Raw genomic sequence first — 14,170 nt, forward strand, 5'->3', positions numbered from 1 at the left:
CATGAGCGCATTCGATTTCCTGATGCAGGGCCTCGTCACCGCCGCCGATCCGATGATGCTGCTGTATGCGCTGATCGGGGTGACGCTGGGCACCGCCGTGGGCGTGCTGCCCGGCATCGGCCCGGCGCTGACCGTGGCGCTGCTGCTGCCGGTCACCTACCGGCTGGATGCCGCAGGCTCGCTCATCATGTTCGCCGGCATCTATTATGGCGGCATGTATGGCGGATCGACCACCTCGATCCTACTCAACACACCCGGCGAAAGCGCGTCCATCATCACCGCGCTGGAAGGCAACAAGATGGCCCGCAAGGGGCGCGGCGGCCCCGCGCTTGCCACCGCCGCCATCGGGTCATTCGTCGCGGGGCTGATCGCCACGCTGCTGCTGGCCTTCCTTGCGCCCACCATCGTCAAGGTCGCGCTGGTCTTTGGCCCGCGTGAATATTTCGCCCTGATGATGCTGGCCTTTGTCACCGTCTCGGCGGCCTTCGGCGATTCGGCACTGCGCGGGCTGACCTCGCTGTTTCTGGGGCTGGCGCTGGCCTGCGTCGGCATCGACCAGTTGACCGGGCAAGCGCGCCTGTCCTTTGGCCAGCCCGAGCTTCTGGACGGGATCGAAGTCACCACCATGGCCGTCGCCATGTTCGCCATTGGCGAGGCGCTGGCCATTGCCGGCGCGCGCAACCAGCACGACGATTCGGTGCTGGCGGTCAAGGGCTCGGTCTGGATGAACCGGCAGGACTGGGCGCGGTCGTGGAAGCCATGGCTGCGCGGCACGCTCATCGGCTTTCCCATCGGCGCGATGCCGGCTGGCGGGGCCGAGATCGGCACCTTCCTGAGCTACGCCGCCGAAAAGAAGCTGACCAAGCATCCCGAGGAATTCGGCAATGGCGCCATCGAGGGCGTCGCCGGTCCCGAGGCCGCCAACAACGCCTCGGCCGCCGGAACGCTGGTGCCGCTGCTGACGCTGGGTCTGCCGACCTCGGCCACGGCGGCGATCATGCTGGCAGGCTTTCAGCAATTCGGCCTGCAACCGGGGCCGCTGCTGTTTGCCACCAACCCGACGCTGGTCTGGGGGCTGATCGCCAGCCTGCTGATCGCGAATGCCATGCTGCTGGTGCTGAACCTGCCGCTGATCGGGCTGTGGGTGAAACTGCTGCGGGTGCCGAAACCATGGCTTTACGCGGGCATCCTGCTGTTTGCGACGCTGGGCACCATCGGCGCCAACCCCTCGACCTTTGAACTGGGGATGCTGCTGGGCTTTGGCGTGCTGGGCTATGTCATGCGGCTTTACGGCTATCCGATCGCGCCGATCGTCGTCGGTCTGATCCTTGGTCCGATGGCCGAACAGCAGCTGCGCCGGGCGCTGTCGATCAGCCAGGGCGACTGGACCTATCTGGCAAGCTCGCCCATCGCAGCGACGCTGCTGGCCTTGGCGGCACTGGCGCTGATCGTGCCGCTGATCCTGCGCGCGCGCGGCAAGGGCGAGGTGCTGGCCCAGCTGGCCGGCGATGAGGACTAGGCTGCAATTCGCGGCCCGAAAGCCCCGCCATGCCCCCGCGGCATGGCGGGTTTGACCATTGGCGGCGTTGTCCAGGCGCGGGTTCGGCTCCATCTCCGGGGTATCGAAACCACGGGACAGACAGGCAAGGCCATGACCGCTTTCCGCTTCATCCAATCGCTGTTCGGCACCTTCCGTGCCGCCATCCATGCCGCCGCCGCCGCCGACATGCACCGCACCCCCGCCGCCCGCGACCTCGACCGGCTCGGCATCTCGCCCGCAGCCTTCCGGGCGATCCATCTCTGATTGCCGGCAGGCCGGCACTGGCCATCACAGCCGTCCGCATCCTTGGGGATCGGGCGGCTTTTTCATGCGACCCGCGCCCCACAATCGGCAAACGAATTGCGTCAACACACTTTTTCCTGTTTCGCCTGAAAACGTCCTGTTAAATAGTTCGCCCACCGCCACTCGCGTCACGAATGGCGGCGTTAATAGTCAAATGACGTTTGGAGCAGAAAATGCAGAAGCAGCTCGCTTCCGAGTTGCTTGGGACCTTCTGGTTGGTGTTTGGCGGCTGTGGCAGCGCGGTTCTGGCCGCCGCCTTTCCCGAACTGGGCATCGGATTTTACGGCGTGGCCCTGGCCTTTGGCCTGACGGTCGTCACCATGGCCTATGCCGTGGGTGGCATCTCGGGTGGTCATTTCAACCCGGCGGTTTCGGTCGGGCTGGTGGTGGGCGGGCGCCTGCCGGCCTCGCACCTGATCCCCTATGTCATCGCGCAACTGGCCGGCGCCATTCTGGCCGCCGGGGCGCTTTACGTCATCGCCACCGGCAAGGCCGGCGTCGATCTGGGCGGCTTTGCCTCGAACGGCTATGGCGAACATTCGCCGGGCGGCTATTCGATGACCTCGGCCTTCCTGATCGAGACCATCCTGACCGCCTTCTTCCTGATCGTGATTCTGGGTTCGACCCATGGCCGCGTGCCCAAGGGCTTTGCGCCGCTGGCCATCGGTCTGGCGCTGACCCTGATCCACCTGATCTCGATCCCGGTGACCAATACCTCGGTCAACCCGGCCCGCTCGACCAGCCAGGCGCTGTTCGCCGGCGGCTGGGCCATCGAACAGCTGTGGCTGTTCTGGGTCGCCCCGATTCTGGGCGCGATCATCGGCGCGCTGGTCTGGAACGTGGTGGGCGAGCACGACTAAGCCCACGGCCCCCCTCGCAAGAACAGGAAAGGCCCCGCCATCTGCGGGGCCTTTTTTCGATGCAGGGCGCGATGGCGCGGCTCAGTCCAGCCGCGACAGGTCGAACCGCACCACCGAATCCACCTGATCCTTGTAGAAATCCGGGTGCGCCTCGTCATGCGGCACCTTGACGGTCACGAACAGCAGCTTGCCGTCCTGACTGACTTCCAGACTGTTGGGATGGACCGGCAGCGACAGCGCGCGGCGCACCGTCAGGTCCTTGCCGTCGATCACCATCAGCTTGCCGGTGCCCTTGGTGTCTTCGCGGCTGACGCCGCGCGTGGTGACATAGATTTCGTCCCGCGCAGGGTTATAGGCGACGTCCAGCGTGCCCGGCCCGGTCTCGACCTTGCCGGTGACCTTGCCGCTTGCGGTGTCGAACACATACACCTGCTCGCTGCTGGCATCCGCCGCAAACAACCGCCCGCCCTTGGCATCCAGCGCAAGGTTGACAAAGAAATGTTTGGAATCGTCCTTGCCGGCGCTGGTGGTGTCACCGGTCGAGAACCGCGCCACCTGTTCGCCCGAGGCCGCGTCAAAGACGCCGATCTCTTCGATACCGCCGCCGCCGACATAGACGCGGCCCTTGTCGCTGTCGATGGCCAGCCCCGCCGACCACAGGCCCGAGTTGTCGACCCGCTTGCCCAGCGCGCCGGTCTGCGGGTCCATGATCCACAGCGCGCCCTTTTCGGTCGGGCTGGTGACATAGATCTGGTGCGTCTTGGGGTCGACTGCGACCATGCGGCTGTGCTCGAAGCCCTCGCCATGCTTCTGGCCCAGCTGCGCCTGACCGGTGATCACCCCGCTTTGCGCGTCGATCACGGTCACGGCCCCATCCAGCGTATTGCCGACGTAAAGCCGGCCGCTGTCGTGGTCCATGGCCAGCGCAAAGGCCCGGCGCGGCAGCTGGATCCGGCGTTTGATGCTGAGATCATCGCGATCCAGCGCATAGACCGCCCCCGAGGCGCCCGGCTCGAAACTGGGCGCCGAGGCGACAAAGACCAACCCCAGCTCGGGGGCGTCCAGCAGTTCATAGGCGCCGTGGATCGCGTCCTGACGCAGCGCCGCACCGGCATACTCCGCCGGCGTCATCAGCTCTTGCGCCCACGCGCCACCGGCCAGCGACAGCGGCTGGACCAGCACCAGCGCCACGGCGGTCAGCGACGTGCGGAATGGTTTCATGATCATCTGGTTCTCCTTTTGAAAGCTGGGGATGGCCGGCAGGCGCGCGCGACCGGGCGGCGGCATTGCCCCCGGCAGGGATGCGTCGGAAAATGGCGGTGCAACGTCACGGTCTGGGCCTGTCGATGGGGATCAGCGGGGTTTGGGCCTGGCCGGATTGCCGCCTGTCTAGGCAGAGCGGTCCGTCAGCACAATACCATATTGAAATTATCAGGATTCGGCGCGACAGCCCGACGGGCGCGGCCAGGCGCCGACAGCCCTGCCCTAAGCCCACGACCAACATGTCCAACCCAAACGGCCCCGCAGTTGGAGAGCGCGACCGACATCCGCCACAAACTGGCCAATTCGCTGCGCGATGCGCGCAAGGCGCAGGGACTGTCGCTGGACGTGGTGGCGCGGCTTTCGAGGCTTCGCGCTTGATGGTCAGTCAGCCCCGCCCGCCAACCGGCGCGGAGGATCCCCCCGCGCCGGTCCCGGTTCCGGTTCCAGGCCAAGGCCCACAGGCATGCGCCCTACGAGGCGGGGGCGTCCTCGGGCATCGGCATGTAAAGATCGCCGCCCTCGCGGTATTTCGCGGCCATGTCGCTCATCCCGGCCTGTGCCCGCGCCTCGTCGCGAATGTCCTGACTGATCTTCATCGAGCAGAACTTGGGCCCGCACATCGAACAGAAATGCGCCAGCTTGTGCGCCTCCTTGGGCAGGGTCTGGTCGTGGAAGGACCGGGCGGTGTCAGGGTCCAGAGACAGGTTGAACTGATCCTCCCACCGGAACTCGAAGCGGGCGCGCGACAGGGCGTCGTCGCGCAGCCTGGCGGCAGGATGACCCTTGGCCAGATCGGCGGCATGGGCGGCGATCTTGTAGGTGATGACGCCGGTCTTGACGTCGTCGCGGTCGGGCAGGCCCAGATGCTCTTTGGGCGTGACATAGCACAGCATCGCCGTGCCGAACCAACCGATCATCGCCGCGCCGATGCCCGAGGTGATATGATCATAGCCCGGCGCGATATCGGTGGTCAGCGGCCCCAGCGTGTAAAAAGGCGCCTCGCCGCAGATCTCCAGCTGCTTGTCCATGTTCTCCTTGATCTTGTGCATCGGCACATGGCCGGGGCCCTCGATCATCACCTGACAGTCATGGCGCCATGCGATCCGGGTCAGCTCGCCCAGCGTCTCCAGCTCGGCAAACTGGGCGGCGTCATTGGCATCGGCGATCGACCCCGGCCGCAGCCCGTCGCCAAGGCTGAAGGCCACGTCATAGGCCCGCGCGATCTGGCAGATTTCCTCGAAATGCTCATAGAGAAAGCTTTCGCGGTGGTGATGCAGGCACCATTTGGCCATGATCGAGCCGCCCCGGCTGACGATGCCGGTCACGCGGTCCACGGTCAGAGGGATGTGGCGCAGCCGCACCCCGGCATGGATGGTGAAATAATCCACCCCCTGCTCGGCCTGTTCGATCAGCGTGTCGCGAAAGATCTCCCATGTCAGGTCCTCGGCGATGCCGCCGACCTTTTCCAGCGCCTGATAGATCGGCACCGTGCCGATCGGCACCGGCGAATTGCGGATGATCCATTCGCGGATGTTGTGGATATTGCGCCCGGTGGACAGGTCCATCACCGTATCGGCGCCCCAGCGGATCGCCCAGACCATCTTTTCCACCTCTTCGGCCATCGACGAGGTCACGGCGGAATTGCCAATATTGGCGTTGATCTTGACCAGGAAATTCCGCCCGATGGCCATGGGCTCCAGCTCGGGGTGGTTGATATTGGCGGGGATGACGGCACGGCCGCGCGCCACCTCATTGCGCACGAATTCGGGGGTGACGAAATCGGGCACCGCCGCGCCAAAGCTTTCACCGTCCCGCGCCATGCGCTCGCGCATGGCCGCGCGGCCCAGATTTTCGCGGATGGCGACGAATTCCATCTCGGGGGTGATGATGCCGGCGCGGGCATAGGCGATCTGGCTGACCGCGCGGCCGCCCTGCGCCCGCAACGGGCGGTGGCGCGTCGGATATTCGGGCGTCAGCCGGTCGGCCGAGACAAAGCCGTTGTCGGCGGGCTGCACATGGCGACCCTCATAGGCCTCGGTATCGGCGCGGGCGGCAAGCCAGGGCGCGCGCAGGCGCGGCAGGCCCTGCTCGATCAAGATCTGCGCCCCTTCGGCGGTATAGGGGCCAGAACTGTCATAGACGGTCACCGCCGGCTCGCCGGCACTGGGGTGCAAGGCAATCTCGCGCATCGGCACCCGCAGGTCGGGATGCAGGACGCCGGGCTTGAACACCTTGGTCGAGGCGGGCAGCGGCCCGGTGGTCACGCTGGGGATGGGTAGGTCTGTCATGTCAGGCTCCTTGCCTTGCAAGCATCGGAGACCCAGCATGCTGGAAGGGGGGGAATTGATGCGCAGGGACAGGACCACCGCAGGGGCCCGCCAGCGCATCGACACCGTCCCTACGCCAGTATGAACTGGATCAGGTTCATAGGGTCCCTGCGCTGCCTTGCGGCCCAGCAGTATCTCAGCTCCTTGACGGAACCCCCCTGGTGAGAAGGAAATGTTGCGGGAAATGCGCGGGCTTGTCAACGCGCCGCGCGCCCTGCCCCATGGGCCCGCGTCAGGGCGCGCCGATCTCGTCGCTGCGGCGGCTGTCGAGTTCCTGCGCATAGCGTTTCAGGCAATAGGCCTCGGTCAGCGAGCCGATGACGCGCATGGTGCCCGGTCCGTCCAGCACCGGCAGGATTTCAAGCTGCGTGCGCGAGAACTGGTCCAGCACCGCCTGAATATTGTCCTGCCGGAACACCCGCGCCTCAGGGCCGATGACGCAATCGGCGGCCACCAGCACATCGGCCAGATCGGAAATCTCGGGATCGTGCACCGTCGCCATGTCGATGATGCCGGCATAGCGCCCGGTGTCGTCCACGGCGAAGGCGTATTTGCGGCTGCCCAGGGGGATTTCCTGCCGCAGATGCGCGATGGTCTGGTGCAGCGGCACCCGGCGGATGTCGCCGCGCATCATCCGCCCCGCCGTCAGCTCGCGCACCCAACCCACGTCATGCGCCCCCAGCAGCGGGATGCCGCGCAGATGAAAGCGCCAGGTCGAGAAGGAATAGCCAAAGGTCAGCCGCACCACGGTCGCGGCGATAAAGGCGCTGGTCAGCACGCCCAGCGTAAAGGCGAAATTGCCGGTGATCTCCAGCACGAGGAAGACCATGGTCAGCGGCGCCCCGGTGATCGCGGCACCGACGGCGGCCATGCCGGCCAGCATGGCGGGAATGCGGACCTCGGCCATGCCGGGCAGGAGCGGCGTCAGCAGCTGCACGATCAACGCGCCCAGCAGGCAGCCCAGAAACAGCGACGAGCTGAACAGCCCGCCCCGAAACCCCGCCCCCAGCGACAGGGCCGAGGCGAGCAGCTTGCCCGCCAGCAGCAGCGCCACCGCAGACAGCCCCCAGCTTTGGCTGATATGGCCCTGAATCGCGTCATGGCCGCTGCCAAGGATCTGCGGGCTGGTCAGCGCCATGCCGCCAAGGATCAGCCCACCGGCGGCAGGCCGCGCCCAGACCGGCAGCCGCGTCTTTTGGAACATGCGCTCGAAAACCGAGACAAGGCGCATCGTCGCCGTCCCGGTCAATGCCGCCAGCAGGCCGATGACGATAAAGAGCGGCAGCAGATAGTCGGGCAGCACCGCCACCTGCGGCAGCTCGAACAGCGAGCCATGCGGCTCGACCGCGCGCCGCGCCAGCGTGCCCGAGATCACCGCCGCGCCGATGATGGCGATGTTTCGGGGGGCATAGGATCCGTGCACCAGCTCGAACCCGTAAAAGGCGCCGGCGAGTGGCGCATTGAAGGCGGCGGCAATGGCCGCCGCCGCCCCGGCCGATGTCAGGCAGCGCTTGTCCTCGCGCCGCAGGCGAAACGGCTGGGCCACGGCGGAAAACAGGCTGGCGCCCAGCTGGCTGTAACCCGCCTCCATCCCGACCGAGGCGCCCGACAGGTTCGACAGCAGCGTCAGCCATGCAAGACGCAGCGAATCCCAAAGCGACATCTTGCCGCCGTAAAGCGCGTTGGCCTCGATCGGGTCGACAATCTCGGCGGGGCGGATGCGCTGCGCCAGCAGTGCCCAGACCCCCAGCACCAACCCGCCGACCGCCGGGACCAGCAGATAGGGCCAGGACGGAATTGCATCCAGCCCGCTGAGCGCGCCGCCGCTGGGCAGGCGGAACAGCAGCCCCTGCGCCGCCAGCAGCAGCATATGCAGCCCCGAGACCGCCAGACCGACCACCGCGCCCAGCCCGGTCGACAGGATGACCAGCATCGCCTCTTGGTCGCGCAGCTGGCGGCGGGCCTCGTTGATCCGGCGCAACCAGGGCAGCAGGCGATGGCGCGGGGCAAGCTTGCGGACAGGGGGCATCGGTGCGGCCTTTGGGGCAAAAGGGGGCGGCAAATGGGGGCAGCGAAACGGGCGTCCGGCCATGTCCGCAAACCCCCGCCGCGATGGGCGGGGGCTATGCGCGGCGGCTTTGCTTGTGTCGGGGGCTATTCGCCCCGCGGATAGCGCTTGCTCTCTTCAAGCACGTTCAGGTCCATGTGGTTGCGCATGTAACGCTCGGACGCCTTGCGCAGCGGCTGGTAATCCCAAGGGAAATAGGCGCCATTGCGCAGGGCCTCATAGACGACCCAGCGCCGCGCCTGACTTTCGCGCACCTCGGCGTCAAAGGCGCCAAGGTTCCAGCGCGCCAGCATCTGCGCCTGCATCCGCTCCAGCACCCCGGCATGGGCAGGATCGCTGGCCAGATTGGTCAGCTCATGCGGATCCTCGGCCAGATTGAACAGCATCGGCGCATCGGCATCGCAAAGCGCCAGTTTCCAGTCGCCCTCGCGCAGCGCCACCATAGGCGAAACGGTGCCCTCGGCCGCGTACTCCATCGGCACCGGCCCGCGCGAGGCCGTGCCGGTGGCCAGCGGCGTCAGATCCTCGCCATCGGTCCAGCGCGCCAGACTGCTGATGTCGATCCCGGCCAGCGCCGCCAGCGTCGGTACCACGTCCAGCGTCGAGGCCGGCGTGTCGATGCGCTGCGGCTGCCATCCCGGCGCGGCAATCATCAGCGGCACCCGCGCCGAGCCCTCATAGAAGCTCATCTTGAACCACAGCCCGCGCTCGCCCAGCATGTCGCCGTGATCCGAGACGAAAAGCACGATCGTGTCCTCGTCCATCCGGCCGCGCCGGAGCACGTCGAGGATCTCGCCGATCTTTTCGTCCACATAGGAGATATTGGCGAAATAGCCCTGCCGCGCGCGGCGCACATCCTGCGCGGTGATGTCGAAATTGCGGAAATCGCAGGCCTCCATCAGGCGCTGCGAATGGCTGTCCTGCGCCTCAAAGGGGATGGCGCCCACCTCGGGCTCCAGCGCCGGGCTATCCTCGTAGAGATCCCAGAAGCGGCGGCGCGCGACATAGGGATCATGCGGATGGGTAAAGCTGACGGTCAGGCACCACGGCCGGTCGTCCTGACGGCGCGACAGGTCATAAAGCTTATGCACCGCGTGAAAGGCGACCTCGTCGTCATATTCCATCTGGTTGGTGATCTCGGCCACGCCGGCCCCGGTCACCGAGCCGAGGTTGTGATACCACCAGTCGATACGCTCGCCCGGCTTTGTGTAATCGGGGGTCCAGCCGAAATCGGCCGGATAGATGTCGGTGGTCAGCCGCTCCTCAAAGCCATGCAGCTGGTCGGGGCCGACGAAATGCATCTTGCCCGACAGCGCCGTGTGATAGCCGGCGCGGCGCAGGTGGTGGGCATAGGTCGGAATGTCCGAGGCGAATTCGGCCGCGTTGTCATAGACCCGCGTGCAGCGCGGCAACTGGCCAGACATGAAGCTGGCACGAGCCGGGGCGCAGAGCGGGCTGGCGGTATAGGTGGTGGCGAAACGCACCGAGCGTTCCGCCAAAGCCTTCAGATGGGGCGCATGCAGAAAGCTGGCCGGCCCGTCGGGGAACAGGGTTCCGTTGAACTGGTCGACCATCAGGATCAGGATATTCGGGCGCGTCATTTTCGAAAGTCGTCTCAGCCTTTGATGCCAAGCGCGGCCTTGACCGCGGGTTCGCCGGGCTGGCCGTCCAGCGTGGTCACGCCGTCAAGCCAGGGGGCCAGTTTTTCGGGATTGGCCTTGAGCCAGCCGCGGGCGGCCTCCTGCGGATCGGTGCCGGCAAGGATCTCGCCCATCAGCGTGTTTTCCATGCCGATATCAAAGGTCATCTGCGTGAACAGTCGGGCCGCGTTCGGGCAAAGCTCGGGCCAGCCCTTGCGGGCCAGGGTATAGACCTCGGCGCCACCGTAATCGGGGCCGAAATATTCATCCCCGCCCGAGAGATATTCGATCTTGTATTGCTCGTTCATCGGATGCGGCGCCCAGGCCAGAAAGACGATGCCCTTGCCGGCCTTTTCCTCGCGCGCGACCTGCGCCAGCATCGCCTGTTCGCCGGATTCGACCAGCTCCCAATCGGCAAGGCCGAACTTGCCATCCGAAATCATCTTGGCAATCGACTGGTTGGCCGGTGCGCCCGGCTCGATGCCATAGATCTTCTTGCCGAATTCATCGGCATGGCCGGCCAGATCGGCAAAGTCGCGCACGCCCTTTTCAGCCATATAGCTGGGCACGGCCAAGGTGAATTTCGCCCCGGTCAGGTTCTTGTTCAGGACCTCAATGGCATCGGCCGACTTCAGATCCTCGATGAAGGCGTTCTGCGCCGGCATCCAGTTGCCCAGAAAGACGTCAATTTCTTTGTTCTTCATCGACTGGTAGCCGATGGGCACCGAAAGCATCTTGACGTCTGGCTTGTAGCCCAGTGCCGCCAGCACGACCGAGGCCGTGCCATTGGTGGCGGTGATGTCGGTCCAGCTGGGATCCGAAAGCCGGATCGTTGCGCAGCTGGCGGCCTCGTCAGCCCAGCCGCCCGCCGGAATTGCCATGAGGGACGCCGCCAGAATGGCGCGGAACGGGGTCGTTGATGTCATGTCGATGCCCTGTCATATGCCGTTGTTCCCTTTATGGTAGCTTATGATAAGCTGCCTGTGCAGCCCGTTTCTTTTCATATCTTGCATAAAGGAATTTGATGCTACGATGCACGACGTCGATCTAGGCTGGATCCGGGTTTTCGTCGAGGTGGTGCGGGCTGGCAGCCTGTCCAAGGCGGCGCGACTGCTGAACCTGACCCAACCGGCGATCAGCTATCAGGTCCGGCGCGCCGAAGAGGAATTCGGGCAGGCGCTGCTGCGCCGCCGCCATCGCGGCGTCGAGCCCACGGATGCCGGCGCGCGGCTTTACGACATCCTGTCGCGCAGCGTGGCGCAGGTGGACGAGCTGGCCCAGCGCCTGCGCGAGGCCGGGCGCAAGAACGAGCTGCGGGTCTTTACCGATTACGCCTTTTCGGGGCTGCGGCTGATCCCGCGCATTCACGAATTCCGCGACACCCACCCCGAGATCGACCTGCAAGTGGTGGCGGCCCAGCACACCGACCTGAGCCAGCTGCGCGCCGGAGATACGGCCGTGGTCTTTGGCGCGGCCACGGACTTCGGCCCCGAGGCGGTGCTTCTGATGCCCGAGACCGTCGTCCCGGTCTGCGCGCCGGGCTATGGCGCCCGCGATCTGGGCACGGCCGAGCTGATCCATCTGGACGGGCCGCAGCCGCTGCGCTGGTTCGACTGGCAAAGCTATCTGACCGCGACCGGGGCACGCCACGATCAGGACCGCCTGCGCGGCAACATGCGCTTCAACACCTATTCGCTGGTGATCGAGGCGGCACTGGCCGGACAGGGCGTGGCTTTGGGCTGGCGCGGCCTGATCGACCCGTTGCTGCTGAGCGGCCGGCTGAAGGCCGTCGGCCCCGAACTGACCGCCCCCGGCCGCGGCTATCACATGCTGCACGGCATCCCACGCAACGCGGCCACCGATTGCCTGCATTCGTGGCTGCTGGCCATCCACCGCGCGCCGGGAAGCTAGGCCGAGGGACAGGCGCTGCCGCAGGGCACGCCATCTGGACGGGGTAACCAGCCCGGCCGAAACGAACATCATCAGCACAAAGCTGTGCATCAAGCCGGATAGGATAAGCGTATTTTCTCTCGACCGCTTCAAATGATGCGGGATCTGGATAGTTCCGAACACCTCCTCTCTTGTAAGGTCGCCCGGGACAGCGCCTGCAGCGGAAACGATCTGATGACGGCAGATGTCGGCTACATCAACCTTGCCGCCGCTGAAGAGGCCGAACGCACCCTGATGCGCGGCTTCACGTCGGTGCGTGACCTCGCCGGCCCGAGCTTCGGGCTTAAACGGGCGATCGATTCGGGGATCACCGCCGGCCCGCGCATATGGCCCTGTGGCGCGATGATTTCGCAGACCGGCGGGCATGGCGACTATCGCATGCCTTACGAGGTTCCCTCGGCGCTCAATGCGCCATTGAGCCATGGCGATGCGCTGGGTGGCGGAGCCATTGCCGACGGAGCGGATCAAGTGCTGAAGCGCGCTCGCGAGCAACTGATGCTCGGGGCAAGCCAGCTCAAGCTGGCGGCCGGTGGCGGCGTGTCCTCGAACTACGACCCGCTGGACGTCTCGCAGTTCACCGAGGAGGAATTCCGCGCCGCCGTCAGTGCTGCCGACAACTGGGGCACCTATGTCACCGTCCATGCCTATACACCGCGAGCCATTCAGACGGCGATCCGTGGCGGCGTCCGCTGCATCGACCACGGACAACTCATGGACGACGAAACCGCAAAGATTATCGCTGACAAGGACATCTGGCTGAGCACCCAGCCCTTCCTTGATGACGAGGACGCGATCCCCTTTCCAGAGGGTTCCGCCAGCCGGGCCAAGCAGCTTGAGATGTCGGCCGGCACCGATACAGCCTACGGCCTTGCAAAGAAATACAAGCTCAAGACAGCCTGGGGCACTGACACGCTGTTCGACCGCAACCTGGCCAGCAAGCAGGGCAAGCAGCTCGCCAAGATGGTGCGTTGGTATTCACCGGGCGAGGTGCTGACGACAGCCACAAGCGTGAATGCCGAATTGCTGGCGATGTCCGGCCCGCGCAATCCTTACCCAGGCAAGATCGGCGTGATCGAGGCCGGTGCCTATGCCGACATCCTTCTGATCGACGGCGATCCCATCGCCGACATTCAGCTGGTCGCCGATCCGGACAAAAATCTGAAGCTGATCATGAAAGACGGTCGCATCTACAAAAATACGCTGGCCTGACGACATCCGCCGAAATCTGCCGCCCCGCACTGCCGTCGTGAGCGGCGAAAAGGAGAGCAAAGATGTGTGTGTTCTGCGGCGACGATGGCCTTCTCAGCCGTCGCGCGTTCTTGCGATGCACCGCAAGCGGTGTCGGTGCTGCCTTGGCGACAAGCCTGCCTTTGCCGGCGCTTGCGCAGGTGGATAGCGCGACATCCGGTTCGACCGTAACGGGCATATGCGACAGCTTCGTCGAAAGTTACATCAGGCTGAATCCGACACTGACCGGGCGGGTCTTTGGCCTTGATCGCAGCGGAGTTGCGGTAACCGACTGGTCGCCTGCGGGTAGCGAGGCGGTCGCCACGCTCATGCGCGATACGCTTGGCGCCCTGACCTCAACTCCAGCCGCCAACCACAAGGAAAGGCTTGGCGCCGGGTTTGTGGAGGATACGGCGAACTCGATCCTCGCCGGTTATGACGCCGGAGAGCAATACCGCAAGATGAGCACTCATGTCTTCATCGGCCCGCCAGCATTGCTTTTGACCTCATTCGAAATGATGTCCCAGGCCACCGGGGGCGAAGTGCCGCTTGAGCCGGAAGCCGTCAATAATGACTGGGGCCGGATCCTCGAACGGTTGCGCGCTGTGCCGACGGGAATTGCGGGGTATCGCGAGAGCCTGGAATACGGCATGGCGCGAAATCTCATGGCGCCGCGCTCGATGACGCTCGCGGTTGCGAAACAGTGCCGGGGCTGGGCCAAGCAGGGTTGGTTCACGACTTTCGTAAACCGCTATGGCGGCGGCACTCTGGCAGCGCCGCTCGCAGAGGCGGCCACCGCCGCCAACCGCAGCTATGGCGAATTGGCCGAGTGGCTGGAAGCCAGCTATGCGCCCACGGCCGCGCCCTAGGTCATGTTGACAAATGGCGGAGCCAGAGCCTGATGCAGGCGACGTCTACGAAGCCGAGGAAACTGTCTGCGGTTTTGTCGTAGCGGGTTGCCAGCCGGCGGCTGTTTTTCAGTTTGCTGAAGC

The 14,170-nt window shown here is 65.4% G+C and carries 11 protein-coding genes, 1 pseudogene and 1 riboswitch; of the genes and pseudogenes, 6 read left to right on the forward strand and 6 right to left on the reverse strand.

Annotated elements, in window-relative coordinates; genetic code table 11:
• Nucleotide 1: 1 nt before the first annotated feature.
• The 3 genes from GL279_RS16915 (at nt 2) to aqpZ (ending at nt 2,703) form a co-directional block, all read left to right on the forward strand.
• Nucleotides 2-1,519: a tripartite tricarboxylate transporter permease gene (locus tag GL279_RS16915; RefSeq protein WP_155065804.1), complete on the forward strand. Its 1,518-nt coding sequence runs from the start codon at nt 2-4 to the stop codon at nt 1,517-1,519.
• 132 nt (nt 1,520-1,651) lie between these two features.
• Nucleotides 1,652-1,804: a hypothetical protein gene (locus GL279_RS19175; RefSeq protein WP_170294010.1), complete on the forward strand. Its 153-nt coding sequence runs from the start codon at nt 1,652-1,654 to the stop codon at nt 1,802-1,804.
• A gap of 212 nt (nt 1,805-2,016) precedes the next feature.
• Entirely contained in the window at nt 2,017-2,703 is a 687-nt protein-coding gene (gene aqpZ, locus GL279_RS16920; RefSeq protein ID WP_155065805.1) for an aquaporin Z, read from the forward strand.
• 81 nt (nt 2,704-2,784) lie between these two features.
• Here aqpZ and GL279_RS16925 read toward each other — a convergent pair whose 3' ends face one another.
• The 5 genes from GL279_RS16925 to choX form a co-directional block, all read right to left on the reverse strand.
• Entirely contained in the window at nt 2,785-3,930 is a 1,146-nt protein-coding gene (locus GL279_RS16925; RefSeq protein ID WP_246175368.1) for a YncE family protein, read from the reverse strand.
• Nucleotides 3,931-4,436: 506 nt separating this feature from the next.
• Nucleotides 4,437-6,254 (reverse strand): phosphomethylpyrimidine synthase ThiC, encoded by a 1,818-nt coding sequence (gene thiC, locus GL279_RS16930; protein WP_155065806.1) that lies wholly within the window; start codon nt 6,252-6,254, stop codon nt 4,437-4,439.
• Between the two features lie 89 nt (nt 6,255-6,343).
• A riboswitch (TPP riboswitch) is annotated at nt 6,344-6,463 on the reverse strand.
• Between the two features lie 62 nt (nt 6,464-6,525).
• Entirely contained in the window at nt 6,526-8,322 is a 1,797-nt protein-coding gene (locus GL279_RS16935) for a chloride channel protein (RefSeq protein ID WP_155065807.1), read from the reverse strand.
• Nucleotides 8,323-8,447: 125 nt separating this feature from the next.
• Nucleotides 8,448-9,962, reverse strand: a complete 1,515-nt coding sequence (gene betC / locus GL279_RS16940) for a choline-sulfatase (protein ID WP_155065808.1) — start codon at nt 9,960-9,962, stop codon at nt 8,448-8,450.
• Nucleotides 9,963-9,976: 14 nt separating this feature from the next.
• Nucleotides 9,977-10,927, reverse strand: a complete 951-nt coding sequence (gene choX, locus GL279_RS16945) for a choline ABC transporter substrate-binding protein (protein WP_155065809.1) — start codon at nt 10,925-10,927, stop codon at nt 9,977-9,979.
• Nucleotides 10,928-11,033: 106 nt separating this feature from the next.
• On the opposite strand from choX, the gene GL279_RS16950 reads away from it, so the two are divergent.
• From GL279_RS16950 to GL279_RS16960, 3 genes are all read left to right on the forward strand, one after another.
• On the forward strand, nt 11,034-11,912 hold the full coding sequence (locus tag GL279_RS16950; RefSeq protein ID WP_155065810.1) for a LysR substrate-binding domain-containing protein: 879 nt from the start codon (nt 11,034-11,036) through the stop codon (nt 11,910-11,912).
• Between the two features lie 213 nt (nt 11,913-12,125).
• Nucleotides 12,126-13,160 carry a metal-dependent hydrolase family protein gene (locus GL279_RS16955; protein ID WP_211371355.1) on the forward strand — a complete coding sequence of 345 codons (1,035 nt, stop codon included), beginning with the start codon at nt 12,126-12,128 and terminating at the stop codon, nt 13,158-13,160.
• Between the two features lie 62 nt (nt 13,161-13,222).
• Nucleotides 13,223-14,047, forward strand: a complete 825-nt coding sequence (locus GL279_RS16960; protein WP_155065812.1) for a DUF885 family protein — start codon at nt 13,223-13,225, stop codon at nt 14,045-14,047.
• 1 nt (nt 14,048) lies between these two features.
• On the opposite strand, the pseudogene GL279_RS16965 reads toward GL279_RS16960, so the two are convergent.
• A pseudogene (locus tag GL279_RS16965) lies at nt 14,049-14,170 on the reverse strand (IS5/IS1182 family transposase); the annotation flags it as partial.

Source organism: Paracoccus limosus, from assembly GCF_009711185.1.
Classification (GTDB): Bacteria; Pseudomonadota; Alphaproteobacteria; order Rhodobacterales; family Rhodobacteraceae; genus Paracoccus; species Paracoccus limosus.